Here is a 19,289-nt window from a genome sequence, read left to right as displayed (position 1 = left end):
CCCGGGAGACGGCCGTCTCCCTCGCGGCGGCGGTGCGGACCGGCGCGGCCCGCGTCTGTGAGATCGTCCAGACGCCCGAGCCCACCGCCGAGACCCTCGCCGCCGGAGTACTGCTCTTCGACGAGCAGGACCGGGTGCTGCTCGTGGACCCCACGTACAAGCCCGGCTGGGAGTTCCCGGGCGGAGTGGTGGAGGCCGGCGAGGCGCCCGCGCAGGCCGGGATACGGGAGGTCGCCGAGGAGATAGGCATAGAACTGACCGAGGTGCCCCGGCTGCTGGTGGTCGACTGGGAGCCGCCGCGGCCACCGGGATACGGCGGGCTGCGCCTGCTCTTCGACGGCGGGCGGCTGCCCGCGCGGCTGGCCGGAGCACTGCTGCTGCCCGGACGCGAGCTGAGAGGCTGGCGCTTCGTGGGCGAGGAGGAGGCGGCGGGACTGCTGCCGCCGGCGCGGTACGAGCGGCTGCGCTGGGCACTGCGCGCGCGGGAGCGCGGGACGGTGCTCAACCTGGAGGACGGTGTGCCGGTCGGCTGACCGCGACCGGCACACCGTTCCGCGCGGCACGGCTCGGTGCGGCCCGCCCGCCCGCTCGTCACGGGCCCGGGCGGGCATACGGGCGGGGTGGGCGCTCCGGCCTGGTCCACGAGGACCGACCGGGCACACGGGCTAGGCCCTGTCCGGTCGATCTTCGTGGATCGGCCCGGGGCGGCTGGTGGAGGGGGTACCTCCCGTGCCGTTCAGGCCACGGGGGAGCATCGCAGGGCGGAGGATCGTTCCGGGCCTGCGAAGATCGGCCGGACAGGGCCTAGCCGAGGCCGCCGAAGCCCGGTGTCGGGTCGCCGTGGCCGTAACAGACCGTGGACGGGGTCAGCGCCACGAGTCGGCGCATCGACTCCTGGGCGCGCTCGCGGTCCACATGGAAGACACCGAGTGCGATCCCGCCCACGGAGGCGATGGTGTCGCCCACGAACAGCACACCGTGGCGCGGCAGATGGACGGCGATCGAACCGTCGGTGTGCCCGGGGGTGTGCACCACCCGGGCGCCGTCGCCGAAGTCCAGTTCGTCGCCGTCCTCCAGCTCCCGGTCGACCCGGGTGGGCGGCGCCGGCGGCACCGTCAGCCCGTGCTCGTACAGCGGGATCTCCCAGTCCAGCAGCACCGGTTCGGGCACCGGCGCGTCACCCCGGACCACCGGTGCGTCGAGCCGGTGCGCGAGCACCTCGGCGCCGTAGCGTTCGGCCAGCTCGCCGGCGGCGCCCACATGGTCGCGGTGGCAGTGGGTGAGGACGATACGGCGGAGTGCCCCGGGGTCCGCGCCCAGGCCGCCGATCGCCCGTTCGATGTCCCGCGCGGCACGGCTGTGTCCCGCGTCGACGAGGGTGAGCCGCTCCTCGCCGCGGCCGTCGCCGCCGTCGCGCCAGAGATAGGCCTGGCCGATCGGGAAGCGGAGCATGTGCAGCCGGGGGCCGATCTCCACGAGGTCGATGAGGTCCATACGGTGAACGTACGCGGCAAGTCACGTCCACCGTACGGATCTACGCTCTCGGCGATCAACGCTCTCGGCGAACCCGAGGTCGCTCCCGACGGAGAGACTCAGTCCCGCTTGGACTCCGCGTAGTTGAGCAGGAAGTGCGCCTCGGCCACCGAGAGCCGTTCCAACTCCTCCGGAGAGACACTCTCGTTCACCGCGTGGATCTGCGCCTCCGGCTCGCTCAGCCCGATCAGCAGGATCTCCGCCTTCGGATACAGCGCGGCCAGGGTGTTGCAGAGCGGAATGGAGCCGCCCTGACCGGCCGTCTGCATGTCCTGTCCCGGATACGCGATCCGCATCGCCGCCGCCATCGCCGTGTACGCCGGGCTCGACGTGTCCGCGCGGAACGGCTCGCCCTGGGCGACCTGCTCCACCGACACCCGCGCCCGCCACGGCGTGTGCTTCTCGATGTGCGCGGTCAGCAGCTCGGTCGCCTCGGTCGCGTCCTGGCCCGGCGCCACCCGCAGACTGACCGTCGCCCGCGCGCTCGCCTGGATGGACGGCGTGGCGCCGACCACCGGCGGGCAGTCGATGCCCAGCACGGTGACGGCGGGCCGCGCCCAGATCCGGTCGCCGACCGAGCCGTCGCCGATCAGCCCCACTCCGTCGAGCACCTTGGCGTCCTCGCGGAAGTCGGCCTCCTCGTAGACGATCCCGTCCCACTCGGCGTCCGCGGCCAGACCGTCCACCGAGGTGGAACCGTCCTCCGCGCGCAGCGAGTCCAGCACCTTGATGAGCGCGGCGAGCGCGTCCGGTGCGGCTCCGCCGAACGCGCCCGAGTGCAGATTGCCTTCGAGTGTGTCGATGCGTACGCGCAGCATCGTCATCCCGCGCAGTGTGGCCGTGACCGTCGGCACTCCCAGCCGGAAGTTGCCGGCGTCGCCGATCACGACCGCGTCGGCGGAGAGCAGCTCCGGGTGCGCCTCTGCGTACTGTTCGAGACCGCCGGTGCCCTGTTCCTCCGAACCTTCCACGATCACCTTGACGTTCACCGGGACGCCGCCGTTCGCCTTGAGGGCGCGCAGCGCGAGCAGATGCATCAGGAAGCCGCCCTTGCAGTCGGCCGCGCCGCGCCCGAACCAGCGGCCGTCGCGCTCGGTCAGCTCGAAGGGCGGTGTCAGCCAGCTCGACTCGTCGAGCGGCGGCTGTACGTCGTAGTGCGCGTAGAGCAGCACCGTCGGAGCGTTCTCGGGGCCGGGCAGCAGACCGTAGACGGACTGTGTACCGTCCGGGGTGTCGAGGACGGAGACATCCTGGAACCCTTCGGCGCGCAGCGCGTCGGCCACCCACGCCGCGGCGGCCTCGCACTCGCTCCTGGGGAACACCGCGGGATCCGCCACCGAACGGAAGGCCACCAGCTCCGCGAGCTCGGTACGGGCACGGGGCAGGAGGGACGCGACGGTCCCGGCGATCGGATTCGCGGTCATGGGCACGCTCCTGGTGGCTGCGTCGTTGTGTCAGTCGGGTGTACGTCGAAGGGTTCAGCAGATCCTCCCACAGCGGGCTTGCCGGGCCAGCGCCGTAGGATGCCGTTCGACAATACGGGCCACCGGTCGGATCAGGAGCAGAAGCACATCGTGAGCAGCGAGAACGCAGACGCCGGAAGCGAGCACGACGAGCCGGTATGGGATGTCGTCGTGGTCGGCGCAGGACCGGCGGGCGCCTCCGCGGCATACGCGGCGGCGGTCGCGGGCCGTCAGGTGCTGCTGGTGGAGAAAGCCGAGTTGCCCCGCTACAAGACCTGCGGGGGCGGAATCATCGGGCCCTCGCGCGATGCGCTGCCGCCGGGCTTCGAGCTGCCGCTCAGGGACCGGGTGCACGCGGTGACGTTCTCGCTGAACGGAAAGCTGGCCCGTACGCGCCGCTCCAAGCGGATGCTCTTCGGGCTGCTCAACCGCCCTGAGTTCGACGCGAGTCTGGTGGAGCACGCGCAGAAGGCCGGCGCGGTGCTCCGTACGGGCGTGACCGTCTCACGGGTGGAGCAGCACGGCCCCGCCGTGCCCGACCGCCGTACGGTCGCCGTCGTCCTCGCCGACGGCGAGACGGTGCTGGCGCGCGCCGTGGTCGGCGCCGACGGCAGTGCCAGCCGGATAGGCGCGCATGTCGGGGTCAAGCTCGACCAGGTGGATCTGGGCCTGGAGGCGGAGATCCCGGTGCCGCCGCCGGTCGCGGAGGACTGGGCCGGACGTGTGCTCATCGACTGGGGCCCGCTGCCCGGGAGTTACGGCTGGGTCTTCCCCAAGGGCGACACCCTCACGGTCGGTGTGATCTCGGCGCGTGGCGAGGGCGCGGCGACCAAGCGCTATCTGGAGGACTTCATCGCCCGGCTCGGGCTCGCCGGGTTCGAGCCCTCGGTCTCGTCCGGGCATCTCACCCGCTGCCGCAGCGACGACTCACCGCTCTCGCGCGGCCGGGTGCTGGTGTGCGGGGACGCGGCGGGTCTGCTGGAGCCCTGGACCAGGGAAGGCATCTCCTTCGCGCTGCGGTCCGGGCGGCTGGCGGGCGAGTGGGCGGTACGGATCTCCGAGGCGCACGACGCCGTGGACGCGCGCCGTCAGGCGCTGAACTACGCGTTCGCGATCAAGGCCGGCCTCGGTGTGGAGATGGGCGTCGGCCGGCGGATGCTCGCGATCTTCGAGCGCCGGCCGGGACTGCTGCACGCGGCGATCACCGGTCTGCGCCCGGCCTGGAACGCGTTCGCGGACATCGCCCGTGGCTCGACGTCGCTGGCCGGTCTCGTACGGAACCATCCGCTGGCCCGGCGCGCGCTGGATGTGCTGGACCGCAGGCAGGCCGCGCCCGTCGTGTCCGAGGAGAGCGTGCCGGAGCCGGCCGCCGCGTCGGAGGCGGGCGCGAAGGAGTGAGCGCCTGCGGCGGCCCGCCGGTGGTTCGCCGCGCGTCCGTCCCGATGACGCGCGTCCTTCCTGGTCAGGAGTCCGTGCTGATCAGGAAGACCGGGTGGTCGGGCGCCGCCGCGATGATCTCCGCGTCCGAGGACTTCGCGGTGACTCCCCGGAAGTACTGGTTGACCTCCCAGCCCCAGCGCTCCAGATAGGTGCGCAGCACCGCGAGCTTCTCGCCGTCGGGGACCTCGGTGGCGGTGAAGGTCCGGATCCGGCGGCCCACCCGCAGCTCACCGCCGCCCGCCACGCGCATGTTCCGTACCCACTGCGAGTGGCCCCGGGCCGAGATCAGGTACTGGCTTCCCTCGTAGACGTGCGGGTTGACGGGGATGCGCTGCATCTGCCCGCTCCTGCGACCGCGTACGGACATCTCCGCCGTGCCCATCATGCTGACCCCGTGCCGGGCGAGCCGGCCGATGATGTTGTTCAGCGCGCCGGCGAACCGGCCGGACCGGTGGTAGTAGAGCTCTGCCATGGTGACTCCTCCACGACTGTGAGAGCGGTGCTCTCGCTTGAGAGCAGTGTGTGCGAGCGGGTACTCCGAAGCAAGAGCGCTGCTCTCTTTTTGGTGCGATGCTCCACAACATGGCACACTGCTCTCCATGACCACCATCCGTGGAGCCAGGGAACGGGCCCGTACCGAAGTCACGGCGGCGATCAAGGACGAGGCGCGCAGACAGCTCGCGGCCGAGGGCGCCGCGAAACTCTCGCTCCGCGCCGTCGCCCGTGAGCTGGGCATGGTGTCGTCCGCGCTCTACCGCTACTTCCCGAGCCGGGACGAACTGCTGACGGAACTGATCGTCGACGCGTATGACGCGGTGGGCTCGGCCGCCGAACAGGCCCTGGCGGCCGGGGGTCCGGCCAGCTCGGCCACGCGGGCCGGCTCGGCCACGCGGGCCGGCTCGGCCACGCGGGCCGGTGCCGTCACGTCGGCCGGTGCCGTCACCCCGGTCGGCCCGGCGAGCGGGCCGGTCGATCATGTCGGCCGCTGGATCGCCGTCTGTGCGGCGGTACGGGCCTGGGCCCTCGCCCATCCGCACGAATACGCGCTGATCTACGGCTCTCCCGTACCCGGCTACTCGGCTCCCCTGCTCACCGTCGCGCCCGCGTCCCGGGGTGCCTTCGCGCTGATCTCCGTCGCCCGGGACGCCCATCGCGCGGGCGGGATCACACCGCCCGCCCTCTCCGACGAGCTGCGCCCGGAGGCCGAGCGGCTGACCGCCCAGTTCGGCCTCGATCTGCCGCCTGAGGTGGTGGCGGCGCTGCTGGCGTCCTGGGCGCAGCTCTTCGGCCTGATCTCGTTCGAGGTCTTCGGCCAGTTCAACCATCTCGTCGAGGCCCGCGACGAACTCTTCGCGCAGGCCACGCGACGTCTGGCGCACGAGGTCGGGATGCGGGACCTCGGGGTGGAGGAGGCCGGTCGGGCCGTACTCCCCAGGGAGTATGTGTGATCGCCACACATGGCTGACGCCCGGGACCGCCGGCCGGTCTAGCGTGACGGTATGGAAGAGCAGCCCGCCGGTCGACGCCGGAACAGCGGCCGTCCCGGCGGTCGGCGCAACGGTCCTGCCGCCCGGCGCGCCGGACCATCGTTCCTGCCGTCCCGGGGCCCCGGGGACGGGCCCGGCGGCCGGCGCTGCGGGCGGTTCGGTGACCGTTTCGGCGGCGGGCGCGGCCGATGGGCCGACGGACGGTCCGGCCGGGATGCCGGTGGCGGGTCCGGTGACGCCACCGGCTTCCGGTCCGGCGGCGGACGGCCGGGCCGTCGTCTGCCCTGGCCCTCGACCCTGTTCCTGGCGGTCCTCGTTCTTGTCGGAACCACCTTCGCCGGGGCCGACCAGCACGGCGAGAGTCTCCCTCTCGACATCTACGCGCGGCTGCTGCTGCTCGCCGGACCCGTTCTGCTGCTCTTCCGCCGCCGCCACCCCGTCGTCGCCGTCTTCGGCGTCTCGGCGAGCGCCCTGATCTACTTCGCCGCCGGTTACCCGTACGGGCCGATCTTCATCACCGTGGGCGTGGCCTGTTTCGCCGCGATCGTCGCGGGCCACCGGAGGGCGGCGTGGTGGGCGGTCGGGCTGCTCTGGGCCGGCCATGTGCTCATCGCGCACTGGCTCTACCGCCTGCTGCCTCCGGCGCACGACCACGCGGCGCCCTGGGGACAGGAACTCGTCATCGCCGCCTTCGTGTTCGCCCTCTGCGCGGCCTCCGACGTCGTCCGGGTCCGCAGGGAGCAGTGGGCCAGGGAGGGGGCCGAGCGCCGGGCGGCCGAGAAGCGCAGACAGGACGAGGAACGGCTGCGGATCGCCCGTGAGCTGCATGACGTGCTCGCCCACTCCATCTCCGTCATCAATGTCCAGGCTGGCGTGGGGCTCGCCCTGCTCGACTCCGACCCGGAACAGGCCCGTACGGCGCTCACCACCATCAAAGCGGCGAGCAAGGAGGCGCTCGGCGAGGTACGGCAGGTCCTCGACACGCTCAGAACGCCCGGTGACGCCCCGCGTACGCCCGCGCCGGGCCTCGACCGGCTGCCCGAACTCGTCGAACAGGCGGCGGGCGCCGGGCTCACCGTCGAGATCCTGCGGGAGGGACGCCCGGTCCCGCTGCCGCCCGGCACCGATCTGGCCGCCTTCCGGATCATCCAGGAGGCGCTGACCAATGTGGTGCGCCACTCCGGCTCCCGTACCGCGCGGGTCCGGGTCGAGTACACGCCCGGACTGCTCGAACTCCGCATGGACGACGAGGGACCCGCGACCGGCAAGGACGCGGGCGGCAGCGGCAACGGTCTCGTCGGTATGCGCGAGCGCGCCGCCGCTCTCGGTGGCACGATCGAGGCCGGACCACGGCCCGACGGCGGCTTCCGCGTCCGGGCGACGATTCCGGTGAGGGCCGGGGAATGACCGCCGAGAACCGGAGAGTGGCTCTTGAGGGCCGGGAAGCGACCGTTGAGGACCAAGGGGTGACCGTGATCCGTGTGCTGCTCGCCGACGACCAGTCGCTGGTACGGGCGGGCTTCCGCGCGCTGCTCGACGCCCAGCCGGACATCGAGGTCGCCGGCGAGGCCGCCGACGGCGAGGAGGCGGTGCGCCGGGTGCGCGAACTCCGGCCCGATGTGGTGCTGATGGACATCCGGATGCCCCTGCTGGACGGTCTGGCCGCCACCCGCCGGATCACCGAGGACCGGGGGCTCGGCCAGGTGAGGGTCGTCATGCTCACCACCTTCGAGCTCGACGAGTACGTCTTCGAGGCGATCCGCTCCGGCGCCTCCGGCTTTCTGGTCAAGGACACCGAGCCGGACGAACTGCTGCGCGCGGTGAGGGCGGTGGTGGCGGGCGACGCGCTGCTGTCGCCGGGAGTGACACGCAGGCTCATCGCCGAGTTCGCGTCACGCTCCAAGGTTCCGGCGGACTTCGCCGGGCTGGGTGAACTGACGGAGCGCGAGCGGGAGGTGATGGCCCTGGTCGGTATCGGTCTCTCCAACGAGGAGATCGCCCGCCGGCTGGTCGTCAGCCCGCTCACCGCGAAGACACATGTCAGCAGGACGATGGTGAAGCTGGGCGCCCGCGACCGCGCCCAACTGGTCGTGCTGGCCTATGAGTCGGGACTCGTACGACCGGGCTGGCTCGGCTGAGCGGGCGGGTCCGCCGGGGTGTACGGCCCGGCCACCGTGCCCGTCCGCCGGGGGAAGCGCCAGAGGACCTGGACGACCCGCGCCAGGAACGCGGCAGCCGCCGCCACCGCCCCGGCGCGCCGGAAGATCTCCGGCAGCCCGAAGTACCACGCGGGCCCCGCGACGACCGCGAACACCAGCCCCGCCGCGAGAGCCCCCGTCACCACGGCGAAGCCGATCTCGACGGTGACGGCATCCCGTTCGGCAGTGCTCCGAGTCCCCATGAACCGAGTCTGACGCCGCCGCGGAGCGATGGGAAGGCGCCCCGCCCGGGACGGCCGCACCGGATCAGGCCGGGGTCGTGGCGGCCCTGCCCGTCAGACCTCGCGCGGGTGCGAAGGACGCCGCGGGTCGCGCAGCAGCCGTACGAAACCGCCCAGGGCCGCCGCCTGGATCAGTACCGAGAGCACCAGCGCCGGATAGACGAACGCGGCGGAGTCGGCGAACGTACCGCCGACCAGCTCAGCGCCGAGGAAGAGCGCGAAGACGGTCGGCGCCGCGAGGAAGAACACCCACACTCCGGCGAACGACGCGTCCGGGTGGGCCATGAAGAGGGTGTCCACCGCGGCGTAGACGGCCGCCGCCGCGACCAGACCGAGATAGATCTGGGACACGCGGTTCCCGAAGGTCAGCCGTGCGAGTGCGGTCAGCGGTCCGGAAGCCATGATCTTCTCCCCTGAGGTGCGGTACTTCCAGGGTGCGCGGAATCGGAGGGCCGTGCCTGAGTACGTCCACTCAGCCTGTGTACGTAGCCTGCCCCCGCGCCCCGGAGGTACTCAGGCCGGCCGGTGTACGGGCTCCGCCGACATGTGCCGCGCCGCGTGGGCGACGACCGAGGCCGCCGCCGCCAGCAGCGCGACCGTGGTCAGGGCGAGCGGAAGCGAGAACCAGTCGGCCAGGAAGCCGATCGCGGGCGGCCCCAGCAGCATCCCGCCGTACCCCAGCGTGGAGGCGGCGGCGACACCGCCGGGTCCCGCCAGCGCGCCCGCGCGGCCGACGGCCACGGGGAAGATGTTGGCGAGACCGAGACCGGCCACGGCGAAGCCCGCCAGCGCCGCCCAGGCCGTCGGCGCGAGGGCGCCGAGCAGCATCCCGAGCGCGGCGGTGAGACCACCGAGGACCAGGGCGCGGTTCTGGCCGAGCCGCTCCAGCTGGACCGTGCCGGAGAGCCGGCCCGCCGTCATGGCGAGGGCGAAGAGGGAGTAGGCGGCGGCGGCCGGCCCCGGGGAGGCGCCGAGGTCCTCGGTGAGATGGAGCGCGCTCCAGTCGGCCATCGCGCCTTCGCCGTACGCCGTGCACAGGGCGATCACGCCGAGGAGCAGTACCGTCCGCCGTGTGCCCGGCCCATGCCCACGGGGCGCGTGCGCCGCGTCCGGCCGGGCTCCGGGAGCGGACACCGGCACGGGCGCGGGTACGCGCCGCCCCAGCAGCACCGGCCCGGTCACCGCGGTCACCAGCAGCCCGACACCGGTCAGGAGCAGAAGATGGACGGTGGGGGAGAGACCGCCCGCGACCAGCCCGCCGAGTCCCGCCCCCACCATGCCGCCGAGGCTGAACGCCGCGTGGAAGCTGGAGATCACCGGCCGCCGCAGGGCCGCGACGACATCGACGGCCGCGCTGTTCATGGAGACGTTGAGCGCGCCGTAGGCCGCGCCGAAGACCAGCAGCACCAGCCCGAGCGCCGGCGCCGAGTGCGCCCGCGGCGGAAGGACGATGCTCAGCGAGAGCAGCACCGCCGACACCACGGTCACCGGACGGCTCCCGAACCGCCGGCACAGCCGTCCGGTGAACACCATCGTGACCACGGCGCCCGCGGAGACGCCCAGCAGGGCCAGACCGAGGTCGCTCTCGGAAGCCCCGGTCCGCTCCTTGACGGCGGGGATGCGGACGACCCAGCCGGCGAACAGGAAGCCGTCGAGGGCGAAGAAGACGGTCAGCGCGGTACGGAGCCGGGACAGCGAGGACCGGGCCGCGAGGTCCGTGTCGTCGCCCCCCGAGACGGCCGTCCCTACTTTGTTTAGATGCGGCACAAAATGAGAATAGGCGCGAGGGGCCATCCGTACAAGCCGGGCGGTGGCACCGAACAGGGCTGTGAGGCCCGGTGTCCGTGCAAGGTGGGGCCGAGGAGGTCGTTGTGCCTTCGGATCATGGGAGACTCGCCTCCATGGACGGCAAGGGGACCACTACCCGGACGAGGCTGGAGAGAGGCCGCGGCGCGCTCGGCCCGGCACTGGAGCTGGTTCATACGGGTCGCGCGCCCACCCGGGCCGTGCTCACCGCGGAGCTGGGCGTCACCCGGGCCACGGCGGGGGCCGTCGCCGCGGAGCTGGAGGCCCTCGGGCTGATCCGGGTGGACTCGCGGCCCGGCGCCGCCGCGGGCTCCCAGGGGCGGCCCTCGCACCGGCTGTCGGTCGACGACCAGGGGCCCGTAGCCCTCGCCGCCCAGGTGCACGTCGACGGCTTCCGGGTCGCGCTGGTCGGGCTCGGCGGCCGTATCGTCGCCACCGCGCCCGGCTGCGGTACGGTCTCGGCCGACCCGGCCCAGGTGCTCGGGGAGGCCGTGGAGGCCGGGGCCGCGCTGCTGCGTGCCACCGGACGGCGCTGTGTGGGCGCGGGCCTCGCCGTGCCCTCGGCCGTCGCCGAGCCCGGGGGCACCGCCCTCAATCCGCTGCACATCGCCTGGTCGGCCGGTGCCCCGGTCCGTGACGTCTTCGCCGAGCGGGTGCGCGCGGCCGGTATCGAGGGCCCCGCCTTCACCGGGAACGACGTCAACCTCGCCGCCCTGGCCGAGCACCGGCACGGCGCGGGCCGCGGTGCCCGGCATCTGCTCTGTGTCGCCACCGGACATCGCGGGGTCGGCGGCGCGCTCGTCCTCGACGGCCGTCTGCACACCGGCAGTTCGGGCCTCGCCCTCGAAGTCGGCCATCTCACGGTCAATCCGGAGGGCCGCCCCTGCTACTGCGGCGGCAAGGGCTGTCTCGACGTCGAGGCCGACCCGCTCGCCTTCCTCACCGCCGCGGGCCGCGCGCCGGGACCCGAGGTCTCCCTGCTCCAGCAGTCGCGGGATCTGCTGCTGACGGAGTACACCGACCCCGCCGTACGCCGGGCCACCGAAGAGCTGATCGACCGGCTGGGGCTCGGTCTCGCCGGGCTGGTCAACATCCTCAACCCGGACCGGATCATCCTCGGCGGGCTCCACCGCGAGCTGCTCGACGCGGATCCGGAGCGGCTGCACGCCGTTGTGGCCGACCGCAGTCTGTGGGGCCGGGGCGGCGGCGTACCGATTCTGCCCTGCACGCTCGACCACAACAGCCTGGTGGGCGCGGCCGAGGTGGCCTGGCAGCCGGTGCTGGACGATCCGCTGGGCGCGCTCACGCGCTGAGCCCCCACCCGCCGATTGCGCCCGCCCACCGGGCGCCGCGCACGGCGCGTTTCAAGCGCCGCGTTCCGCGCGGTGGAGCGTGGCCGGGAGCAGCGCCGGGCCCTGCGGCTACTTCCCGGGTGGTACGCGCACGGCCGCTGGCCGTACGACGACTCGGGCCCCTCCCGGCGCGAAGCTCGGAAGCGACAAGGAAAGACAGCGAGAACCTTTCCGAAGGAGCTGAACCGAGTTGAACACCTTGGCCTTCCACGGCGGGCCCGGCCCGTGGATTTTGCTGTTCCCCCTGTTCTGGGCGGCGGTCGTGTCCGGCGCCCTCGCCCTCCTGCGCCGCACCGTACGGCGCGGTGGCGGGGGCGGCGGTGCCGGCGTCGTCGGCGGGTCCGGGAGCGGCGGATTCCGCGGCCCCCGGCGACTCGCGGGCACCCCGTACGACCACCGGTCGCCCATCGCGCTGCTCGGCCGCCGGTTCGCGGCCGGTGAGATCGACGAGGACGAGTACTGGCGCCGGCTGTCCGTACTGGACGAGGAGTTCGGCCGTACGGACAAGGCGGGCAGGGCATGAGTACGGCCACGGTGACCGGTACCGCGGCGCGTGTCGTCGACGCGGTGAAGGTCTACGGCAAGGGCGATACGGAGGTGCGGGCCCTGGACGAGGTGAGCGTCGGCTTCGCGGCGGGCCGCTTCACCGCGATCACGGGGCCCTCCGGTTCGGGCAAATCCACCCGGCGCGCCCTCCCTGGCGCTGCCGCTCGCCGTCGGTGTCCTCGTCCGCCTGGGCTCCGCGCTGCTGCCGGCCGTGCGGGCCGGCCGCACCGCCCCGCCGGCCGCGCCGCGCAAGACCGCGGTGGACCGTTCGGGTGGCTCCCGGGCGCGCGCTCACCGGGACGGCCCTGGGCGTGCTGAGCCCGGGCGCCATCGCGGCCGGAGTCCTCGCCACACCCGCCATCGCCGCGGAGCAGCGGGGAGTGGCACGCGGCGCGCAGGACGGGCCGGCCGGCCCCTGGATGTGCCGGCCGGTCAGTTCCGCACGTGCCGGGCCGTCCGGCTGTCCGGCCGGTCCGGTACGCGCGGCCGGTCCGATACGTACCGCTGGTACGCAGGTACCGTCGCGCGGTCAGCTCACCATGACGGAGCGGACCGCGGCGGCCCTGTGCTCGCCGGCCGGAGCGCCGGACCCGAAGCCCGGGAAGGGCCCGTCGGTCGTCGCCCCGTACACCGGACTCGGGGCCCGGGAGAGCGCGGCCGGAGGCGCGGGAAGAGTGAACCAGATGCTCTTGCCCGTATCGCCCCGGGCGCGCACGCCCCAGCTCTCGCTCACGGCCGCGATCAGCGCGAGACCCCGGCCGCCTGTGTCGAAGGGATTGGCTCGGTTGACCGTCGGTATCCGGGGGTCGTGGTCACTGACCGAGACCATGAGGCGTTCGAGCAGCAGCTCGATGTCGACGGTGCACAGCTTGTCGGGCTGCGCGTGGCGGTGGACGTTGGTCAGCAGCTCGGTGACGCCGAGTGCCGCTTGGTCGATCAAGGGATCGAGATGCCAAGAACGCAATTGGGCGGAGATGATTCTGCGGACCTGACCGATCCGCGACGGCAGGGCCTGGAGCTCCACCGTGCAATGCCTGCGGGGCTGGCTGATCACGGCTGCGACTCCCCGAAATGAGGTCCGGAAGACGACGAAGGATCGGGTCCGGCAACTCGCTCGCTGGCTCGCTGCTGTCCCCGGCCCGGCGGGGGCTGGATCGCAGTGTTACCGCCGGTTCACCCTGAGTGATGTGAGACCAGAGTGAACCAGGGGACTCCGCTTCGCAACTCGCGGCGGATCAAAGGCCGATCACGTCTTGAACGGTCGGTCGGACGCTCTGCCGCAGACCATGTGTTCGTGGCGGATCAGGCGCCGCGAGGGCAGGGCGGGTGCCCTGCCGGCGGTCCGGCGCTCCGCGCACGGGTCATGTGCTCTTGCGGCTGGCCCGGCTGACGGCCTCCATGAACCGCACGGCCAGCGCCGACGCGTCGGGTCTGCGATCACGCTGGCCCATGGTCAGCCGGTAGCGGATCCCGTTCACGGTGGCGACCGTGCTGCCACGGCCCGCGAACCACGGTCTCGCCGTCCGCACGGCCCGCAGCGGCGCGCTGTCGATCACCCGGCCGTAGCTGGTCAGCAGGGCCAGCCTGCCGTCCTGGATGAGGACTTGACCCGCCTTGGTGAGCGAACGGGGCCACCGTTCTATCCGTACCCCGCGCGCGTCGAACTCCGGCTCAGCCATGGCCCTCAGCCCCCTCCGTGCATACCCCTCACAGCAGTCTGCCCAAGTATGCGCATGGACACCAGAGCGCCTTGCCCACAGGGTCTCCAAGGCATCGCTATGGCTGCCCAAAGCAGATGTTCGCGCAGGTGGTAGGGGTACCTTCAGGAGGGGGACGAGGAGACGAGGGCCACGGGCATGACGCGACGGGACAGCGCGGGAGAACGGGACGGCGCGGGAGCGGCCGAGGCCGCCACGACGGCCGGCGACGGGACGGCGGCCGGGGCCACGGCGGCGGGCGGCGGGGAGGTCAGGGCGACCGTCGACGTGGACCGCAGCGACGCCGGGTACCGAGCGTGGCTCAAGGAAGCCGTACGGAAGGTCCAGGCCGACGCCAACCGTTCCGCGGACACCCATCTGCTGCGCTTCCCGCTGCCCGAGCGGTGGGGCATCGACCTCTATCTCAAGGACGAGTCGACCCATCCGACCGGCAGCCTCAAGCACCGGCTCGCCCGCTCGCTCTTCCTCTACGGACTGTGCAACGGCTGGATCCGTCCCGGCAAGCCGGTCATCGAGGCGTCCAGCGGCTCGACGGCGGTCTCCGAGGCGTACTTCGCCAAGCTGATCGGCGTGCCGTTCATCGCGGTCATGCCCCGTACCACCAGCGCCGAGAAGTGCAGGCTGATCGAATTCCACGGCGGGCGCTGCCACTTCGTCGACGACTCGCGGAGGCTGTACGAGGAGTCCGCGGACCTGGCCGCCAGGACCGGCGGCCACTACATGGACCAGTTCACCTACGCGGAGCGCGCGACGGACTGGCGCGGCAACAACAACATCGCCGAATCGATCTACCAGCAGCTGAGGTTGGAGCGCTATCCGGAGCCCGCCTGGATCGTCGCCACGGCCGGGACCGGTGGCACCTCGGCGACCGTCGCACGCTATGTGCGCTACATGCAGTACGACACCAGGATCTGTGTGCCGGACCCGGAGAACTCGTGCTTCTTCGACGGCTGGACCCGCGACGATCCCGAGGCGCGCAGCGAACACGGCTCCCGGATCGAGGGCATCGGCCGGCCCCGGATGGAACCGAGCTTCGTGCCGGGGGCCGTCGACCGGATGATGAAGGTGCCGGACGCGGCGAGCATCGCGGCCGTCCGCGCGCTGGAACGGGCCATCGGGCGGAAGGCGGGCGGCTCCACCGGCACGGGACTGTGGAGCGCGCTGAAGATCGTGGCGGAGATGGTCGCGGCGGGATCGCAGGGCAGTGTGGTCACCCTGCTCTGCGATCCCGGCGACCGCTATCTCGACAAGTACTACTCGGACGCCTGGCTCAGCCGGCAGGGCCTGGACATCGCCCCGTACACCGTCACCCTGGACCGCTTCCTGGCCGACGGGGTCTGGCCGGACAGCGCCTGAGCCCGAAGGGCCTCGGCACACAGTCCCTCAGACCGTCGTGAGCCGCCGGTCGAGGGCGCGGACCGCCTGCCGGAAGGTGCGGCCCATGGCCGGGCGGGCCAGCCGCAGGACGGTGCGGTACACCGCCGTCCCGTCGGTGGCCACGGTCCATCGCACCCGGGTGCCGCCGCCCGCGGGTGCCAGCCGCCATGCCTCCAACAGGGCGCGTACGCCGGGCGCGTCGGTCTCGTCGGCGCGGTAGGCGTAGAGCACGTCCGGCTGGGCGGCCAGCACCGTCTCGCGGAAGCGTGAACCGCCCCTGAGCCGTACGGTACGGCCCTCGGGCGTGGGCACGGCGGCGGTCACCGCGGCGAACCACTCGGGCCAGGACTCCGTTTCGGTGGCGAGCGCGCGGTAGACCGCCTCCGGCGGCGCGCTCAGCAGGCCCGTGTACGCCAGACGCACGGGTGCGGACTCGGCGAAGCCCAGTTCCACGGAACGGAGTTGGCGGGCCATGGACAGCACATCCCTGGGCGGCGTCGAATGGTGGGACCGTACATTTTAGGCATGGCACGGGACGAATGCCCTGGTCCGTCACGCGGCAAACGGCTGACGGCACGGCCGGACACACGGCGCGCGAGGTCAGACGTCCTGCGGGGGTATCGGGTCCTCGGGCCCGCCCGCCACCACCAGGCCCGGAAGCAGCTCGGCGAGCTCCTCGCGGGCCTCCTGCGGCAGCCCCGCGTCCGTCACCAGTGTGTCCAGCTGGTCCAGTGTCGCGAAGGAACTCAGGCCCACCGTGCCCCACTTGGTGTGGTCGGCGATGGCCACCACCCGGCGTGCCGACCGCATGAACCGCCGGTTGGTCTCCGCCTCGCCGAGATTCGGTGTGGACAGCCCGGCCTCCACCGAGATGCCGTGCACACCGAGGAACAGCACATCGAAGTGGAGCGAGCGGATCGCCTGGTCCGCCACCGGGCCCACCAGGGCGTCCGACGGTGTGCGCACCCCGCCGGTCAGCACCACCGTCGCCGCCCCGGGATGCCCGCCGCCCGCCATGCCCGCGCGCTGCGCCGCGTGGAACACCTCGGCGACCCGTATCGAGTTGGTGACCACCGTCAGATCCGGTACGTCCACGAGATGGTGGGCCAGCACATAGGTCGTGGTCCCGCCGGACAGCGCGATCGCGCTCCCGGGCACCACCATGGCCGCCGCAGCCCGCGCGATGTCCTCCTTGGCGGCCAGCTCCAGCGCCGACTTCGCCTCGAACCCCGGCTCGTGCGTGCTCGCCTCGACCACCGGCACCGCACCGCCGTGCACCTTCTCGATGACGCCCTGGCGGGCCAGCGCGTCCAGGTCCCGCCGCACCGTCATGTCGGAGACGTTGAGCCTGCGCGTCAGCTCGTTCACACGGACCCCGCCGCGCCGGCGCACCTCGTCCAGGATCAGGGCACGGCGCTGTTCCGCGAGGAGGTTCTGACTGTCACTCACCGCCGGGCCGTCCCTTTCCGGATCGTCGTCCACGTAGTCCGCCGTAGTCCCTTGTCGTATCACGCCGTCCCCGATGGCCGAGGATGTCCGATCGGTACGGGTCCCTCATCCTCGCACGGGGTTCGGACACCCGCGCCGGGGGTTGGCGGGGACGGGCCCCGGGGAGATTCCGTGAGGGCGGCGCGGCGACGGCCGGGATCCGTGATCCCGGTGCCCCCGCCGTGCGGGCCGTGCCCGGTCCCCGCCCTGTTCACGCCGGCACGCGCCGGCACGGACCGATCCACTCCGAACCCTGTTCACTGCGAGAGCGAGCCACCGAAGTGCCCCCAGAAACCCCGGATCCGCGCAGCGGCGGAGCCGCGCTCGAACTGCTGGTCCATGGCGTCGGCGGGGCCACCCCGCAGAAGATGCTCGACGATCCGCGCACGGTCAGGATCACCGGTGACGAGACGGCCGCCGTCTACCGGCGCAGGGACGACGCGGAGGCGGAGCGGTATCCGGAGCGCTACACCGACCGGCCCGTCCCCGAGGCGTACTGCTGGTCCAACCTCACCTCGGGCAACGGCTCGCGCGCGCTGTGGCTCCTGCTGCTTCCCTTCATGGTGGTCAATCTCGCGCACTGGATGCGGCCCGCCACCAAGGGCCTGGCCAAGTCCCAGCGGCTGTACGGAGTTCTCGTACGGCTGGTCGCCCTCACCCTCACCGTGCTGCTCACCGCCGCCGTCTGCGAGGTCGCGCTCGATCTGACGGCGTGGCAGTGCGCTGGCTCGGCGGACTGTGTCGCCGAGCGGTCCTGGCTCGGCTTCCTGTCGCCGGAGGGACACGGCTGGTGGTCGCAGCCCGGCCGGCGGCTCGCCCTCGCCTCGCTGGTGCCCACGGCGCTGGTGGGGCTGCTCTGGTATCTGTCGAACCGGACATGGAGCGCGTACGAGGCCCAGCGCCCGCCCGCCGACACGTCGTCAGCCACCGCGGCCACGGCCGGCGAGGGGCGTCCCGCGTCCGGCGAGGGCCCGGTGAGGATCCGGCCCGCGATGGGCCGTCCCGGATTCTGGTACGGCCGCCGGCTCGTCGCCCGGCTCCGTGCCGCGCACACCGCCGTCGGCTTCCTCACCGTCGCCGCGGCGCTGACGACGGCCGCCGCCGAACACGACAGCGGCCCCGCAGGCGCGTCGACGGCCGTGCCGGGACGGCTGCTCCAGGCGGCGCTCCTCGTCTGTGCCGCCGTGGCGCTCTGGGTGGTGTGCAGCAGAGGCCGCAGCGAGCGCCGGCGCGATGCCACGCTCGACCGGATGCTGATCAGCCGGCTGCCCGTCACCGCGCTCGCCCTGCTCGTCCTGTCCATGGTGTACGCCGCGTGGTCCAGGCCCGGCTGGGTCTCCACCGGTGTGCTGCCCGGCGACATGACCTTTCGGGTGATCGCCCTCGCGCAGGTCGCCCTGGTCGTCGCGCTCGCCGTCACCGCCCATGCCCTGCACCGCCGCGCGCCGCACCCGAGGACCGCGATGCACGGCCTCGGCGGACCCGCCGTCGCGATGCTCGCCTGCGGGCTCGGCGGTGTGATGACCGGCGGGGTCGCCCAGCGGGTCGCGGACTGGCTCGACGGGGACGCCACTCCCGGCATGGGCGGCGGCGCGATCGCCGGCCCGCCGGTGCTGCTGAGCTGGCAGGCCTCCGTCATCCCCGTCCTGCTGGCCCTGCTGCTGGTCCCGGCCGCCGTGCTGGCCGTACGGACCGTACGCACCACCCGTCGGCTGGCCCCCGTCGTCGAGTCGGAGTACGGCAAGGTGACCGCGGACCAGATCCGTACCCACCAGGTGGCGGGCGCCCGCGCCAGGGCCGTGCTCACCGACGCCACGCCCTGGTTGGTCGGTCTGATCTCCGGCGCCGCCCTGCTGCTCGGCACCGCCGCGATCGCCGGGTCCTGGCTGAGCGGCGAGGTGCCGGGCCAGGCCGCGAAGGGCGCCGACTCCTTCGTGGAGTCCGCGGCCGACACCGCGCAGGCACTGGGCTCCTGGCTCGTCGGCCTCGGCTTCATACTGTTCGTCACCTGGGGACGCCGCGCCTACCGTGACCCCGCGGCCCGGCGCACCATCGGCATCCTCTGGGACGTGGGCACCTTCTGGCCGCGCGCGGCCCACCCCTTCGCACCGCCCTGCTACGCCGAGCGCGCCGTGCCCGACCTCACCTGGCGGATCACCTCCTGGACCGCGCGCACCGGCGGTCGGCTCGTCCTGTCGGGCCACTCCCAGGGCAGCGTGCTGGCCGCGGCGGCCGTCTGGCAGCTTCCCGCCGCCACGCGCCACCGGGTGGCGCTGCTGACGTACGGGTCACCGCTGGAGCGGCTGTACGGCCGCTGGTTCCCCGCGTACTTCGGCGCGGGGCCGCTGAGCGATCTGAGCAGGGAAGTGCACTGCTGGCGCAATCTGTGGCGGTCCACCGACCCGATCGGTGGACCGGTCCGCGTTCCCGCCGAGGGGGACCGTCCCGAGGTGGACCTGGGACCGCTGAAGGATCCGCTCGCCTACGGCCGTACGGTGCTGCGTCCGCTGCCCGAGCCCGTCCTCGGCCACTCCGACTACCAGGCGGACCCGGACTTCGCCGCGGAACGGGCCGCGCTGCTCGACCGGCTGCCTCCACCGGTGGTGCCCCAGCAGCGGGCGGCCCGTTCCGCGGCGAAG

At 72.9% G+C, this 19,289-nt stretch carries 19 protein-coding genes and 1 pseudogene; 10 read left to right on the top strand and 10 right to left on the bottom strand.

Annotated elements, in window-relative coordinates; translation table 11 throughout:
* On the top strand, window positions 1-533 hold a 533-nt coding region (locus tag BFF77_RS19660), incomplete at its 5' end, for an NUDIX domain-containing protein (RefSeq protein WP_141698469.1).
* Between the two features lie 271 nt (window positions 534-804).
* Here BFF77_RS19660 and BFF77_RS19655 read toward each other — a convergent pair.
* The gene (locus tag BFF77_RS19655; RefSeq protein ID WP_425424396.1) at window positions 805-1,494 is read right to left on the bottom strand and encodes an MBL fold metallo-hydrolase; all 690 of its coding nucleotides are present in this window, start codon (window positions 1,492-1,494) and stop codon (window positions 805-807) included.
* 98 nt (window positions 1,495-1,592) lie between these two features.
* Window positions 1,593-2,957: a dipeptidase gene (locus tag BFF77_RS19650; RefSeq protein ID WP_066951488.1), complete on the bottom strand. Its 1,365-nt coding sequence runs from the start codon at window positions 2,955-2,957 to the stop codon at window positions 1,593-1,595.
* A gap of 150 nt (window positions 2,958-3,107) precedes the next feature.
* Here BFF77_RS19650 and BFF77_RS19645 point away from each other — a divergent pair, with 150 nt between their 5' ends.
* Window positions 3,108-4,394, top strand: coding sequence for a geranylgeranyl reductase family protein (locus BFF77_RS19645; protein ID WP_107422196.1), 1,287 nt, complete (start codon window positions 3,108-3,110; stop codon window positions 4,392-4,394).
* Window positions 4,395-4,458: 64 nt separating this feature from the next.
* Here the strand turns inward: BFF77_RS19645 and BFF77_RS19640 are convergent, their stop codons facing one another.
* Window positions 4,459-4,908, bottom strand: coding sequence for a nitroreductase/quinone reductase family protein (locus BFF77_RS19640; RefSeq protein ID WP_066951482.1), 450 nt, complete (start codon window positions 4,906-4,908; stop codon window positions 4,459-4,461).
* 127 nt (window positions 4,909-5,035) lie between these two features.
* On the opposite strand from BFF77_RS19640, the gene BFF77_RS19635 reads away from it, so the two are divergent.
* From BFF77_RS19635 to BFF77_RS19625, 3 genes are all read left to right on the top strand, one after another.
* Complete coding sequence (locus tag BFF77_RS19635; protein ID WP_066951480.1) at window positions 5,036-5,884, top strand: TetR/AcrR family transcriptional regulator; 849 nt, start codon at window positions 5,036-5,038, stop codon at window positions 5,882-5,884.
* A 51-nt stretch (window positions 5,885-5,935) separates the two neighbouring features.
* Window positions 5,936-7,330, top strand: coding sequence for a sensor histidine kinase (locus BFF77_RS19630; protein ID WP_079125309.1), 1,395 nt, complete (start codon window positions 5,936-5,938; stop codon window positions 7,328-7,330).
* A 65-nt stretch (window positions 7,331-7,395) separates the two neighbouring features.
* On the top strand, window positions 7,396-8,061 hold the full coding sequence (locus BFF77_RS19625; RefSeq protein ID WP_066951503.1) for a response regulator transcription factor: 666 nt from the start codon (window positions 7,396-7,398) through the stop codon (window positions 8,059-8,061).
* Here BFF77_RS19625 and BFF77_RS19620 read toward each other — a convergent pair.
* From BFF77_RS19620 to BFF77_RS19610, 3 genes are all read right to left on the bottom strand, one after another.
* Window positions 8,022-8,324 carry a DUF6332 family protein gene (locus BFF77_RS19620; RefSeq protein WP_066951478.1) on the bottom strand — a complete coding sequence of 101 codons (303 nt, stop codon included), beginning with the start codon at window positions 8,322-8,324 and terminating at the stop codon, window positions 8,022-8,024. The two genes, BFF77_RS19625 and BFF77_RS19620, sit on opposite strands and share 40 nt — an antisense overlap.
* 93 nt (window positions 8,325-8,417) lie before the next feature.
* The gene (locus BFF77_RS19615) at window positions 8,418-8,765 is read right to left on the bottom strand and encodes an SCO4225 family membrane protein (RefSeq protein ID WP_066951475.1); all 348 of its coding nucleotides are present in this window, start codon (window positions 8,763-8,765) and stop codon (window positions 8,418-8,420) included.
* A gap of 111 nt (window positions 8,766-8,876) precedes the next feature.
* The gene (locus tag BFF77_RS19610) at window positions 8,877-10,130 is read right to left on the bottom strand and encodes an MFS transporter (protein ID WP_066951472.1); all 1,254 of its coding nucleotides are present in this window, start codon (window positions 10,128-10,130) and stop codon (window positions 8,877-8,879) included.
* A gap of 134 nt (window positions 10,131-10,264) precedes the next feature.
* Here BFF77_RS19610 and BFF77_RS19605 point away from each other — a divergent pair, with 134 nt between their 5' ends.
* From BFF77_RS19605 to BFF77_RS36950, 3 genes and pseudogenes are all read left to right on the top strand, one after another.
* Window positions 10,265-11,482, top strand: coding sequence for an ROK family protein (locus tag BFF77_RS19605; RefSeq protein WP_066951470.1), 1,218 nt, complete (start codon window positions 10,265-10,267; stop codon window positions 11,480-11,482).
* A gap of 229 nt (window positions 11,483-11,711) precedes the next feature.
* A complete protein-coding gene (locus BFF77_RS19600; protein WP_066951467.1) occupies window positions 11,712-12,044 on the top strand; it encodes an SHOCT domain-containing protein in 333 nt (110 codons plus the stop codon).
* Window positions 12,041-12,205 (top strand): annotated as a pseudogene (locus tag BFF77_RS36950) (ABC transporter ATP-binding protein); the annotation flags it as partial. The gene BFF77_RS19600 and the pseudogene BFF77_RS36950, both read left to right, overlap by 4 nt.
* Window positions 12,206-12,596: 391 nt before the next feature.
* Here BFF77_RS36950 and BFF77_RS19595 read toward each other — a convergent pair.
* The gene (locus BFF77_RS19595) at window positions 12,597-13,121 is read right to left on the bottom strand and encodes an ATP-binding protein (protein ID WP_211280275.1); all 525 of its coding nucleotides are present in this window, start codon (window positions 13,119-13,121) and stop codon (window positions 12,597-12,599) included.
* Between the two features lie 307 nt (window positions 13,122-13,428).
* The gene (locus BFF77_RS19590; protein WP_066951465.1) at window positions 13,429-13,746 is read right to left on the bottom strand and encodes a hypothetical protein; all 318 of its coding nucleotides are present in this window, start codon (window positions 13,744-13,746) and stop codon (window positions 13,429-13,431) included.
* 177 nt (window positions 13,747-13,923) lie between these two features.
* Between BFF77_RS19590 and cds1 the strand changes: the two genes are divergently transcribed.
* Window positions 13,924-15,141 carry an L-cysteine desulfhydrase Cds1 gene (gene cds1 / locus BFF77_RS19585; RefSeq protein ID WP_245703599.1) on the top strand — a complete coding sequence of 406 codons (1,218 nt, stop codon included), beginning with the start codon at window positions 13,924-13,926 and terminating at the stop codon, window positions 15,139-15,141.
* Between the two features lie 27 nt (window positions 15,142-15,168).
* On the opposite strand, the gene BFF77_RS19580 is transcribed toward cds1, so the two are convergent.
* Window positions 15,169-15,636: an SRPBCC family protein gene (locus BFF77_RS19580; RefSeq protein WP_211280274.1), complete on the bottom strand. Its 468-nt coding sequence runs from the start codon at window positions 15,634-15,636 to the stop codon at window positions 15,169-15,171.
* 126 nt (window positions 15,637-15,762) lie between these two features.
* Window positions 15,763-16,611 carry a DeoR/GlpR family DNA-binding transcription regulator gene (locus BFF77_RS19575; RefSeq protein ID WP_066951491.1) on the bottom strand — a complete coding sequence of 283 codons (849 nt, stop codon included), beginning with the start codon at window positions 16,609-16,611 and terminating at the stop codon, window positions 15,763-15,765.
* Between the two features lie 320 nt (window positions 16,612-16,931).
* Here BFF77_RS19575 and BFF77_RS19570 point away from each other — a divergent pair.
* On the top strand, window positions 16,932-19,289 hold a 2,358-nt coding region (locus BFF77_RS19570), incomplete at its 3' end, for a hypothetical protein (RefSeq protein WP_066951462.1).

This window comes from Streptomyces lushanensis, from assembly GCF_001700515.1.
In the GTDB taxonomy this organism is placed as follows: Bacteria; Actinomycetota; Actinomycetes; order Streptomycetales; family Streptomycetaceae; genus Streptomyces; species Streptomyces lushanensis.
The sequence above is the reverse complement of the archived record's forward strand: the minus strand, read 5'-3'. Positions and strand labels throughout refer to the sequence as shown.

Bases quoted from the DNA above. Each gene is read 5' to 3' on its own strand.
- BFF77_RS19615 (WP_066951475.1), bottom strand. From the start codon at position 8,765: ATGGCTTCCGGACCGCTGACCGCACTCGCACGGCTGACCTTCGGGAAC.
- BFF77_RS19580 (WP_211280274.1), bottom strand. From the start codon at position 15,636: ATGGCCCGCCAACTCCGTTCCGTGGAACTGGGCTTCGCCGAGTCCGCA.
- BFF77_RS19590 (WP_066951465.1), bottom strand. From the start codon at position 13,746: ATGGCTGAGCCGGAGTTCGACGCGCGCGGGGTACGGATAGAACGGTGG.
- BFF77_RS19620 (WP_066951478.1), bottom strand. From the start codon at position 8,324: ATGGGGACTCGGAGCACTGCCGAACGGGATGCCGTCACCGTCGAGATC.
- BFF77_RS19650 (WP_066951488.1), bottom strand. From the start codon at position 2,957: ATGACCGCGAATCCGATCGCCGGGACCGTCGCGTCCCTCCTGCCCCGT.
- cds1 (WP_245703599.1), top strand. From the start codon at position 13,924: ATGACGCGACGGGACAGCGCGGGAGAACGGGACGGCGCGGGAGCGGCC.
- BFF77_RS19630 (WP_079125309.1), top strand. From the start codon at position 5,936: ATGGAAGAGCAGCCCGCCGGTCGACGCCGGAACAGCGGCCGTCCCGGC.
- BFF77_RS19655 (WP_425424396.1), bottom strand. From the start codon at position 1,494: ATGGACCTCATCGACCTCGTGGAGATCGGCCCCCGGCTGCACATGCTC.
- BFF77_RS19640 (WP_066951482.1), bottom strand. From the start codon at position 4,908: ATGGCAGAGCTCTACTACCACCGGTCCGGCCGGTTCGCCGGCGCGCTG.
- BFF77_RS19605 (WP_066951470.1), top strand. From the start codon at position 10,265: ATGGACGGCAAGGGGACCACTACCCGGACGAGGCTGGAGAGAGGCCGC.
- BFF77_RS19635 (WP_066951480.1), top strand. From the start codon at position 5,036: ATGACCACCATCCGTGGAGCCAGGGAACGGGCCCGTACCGAAGTCACG.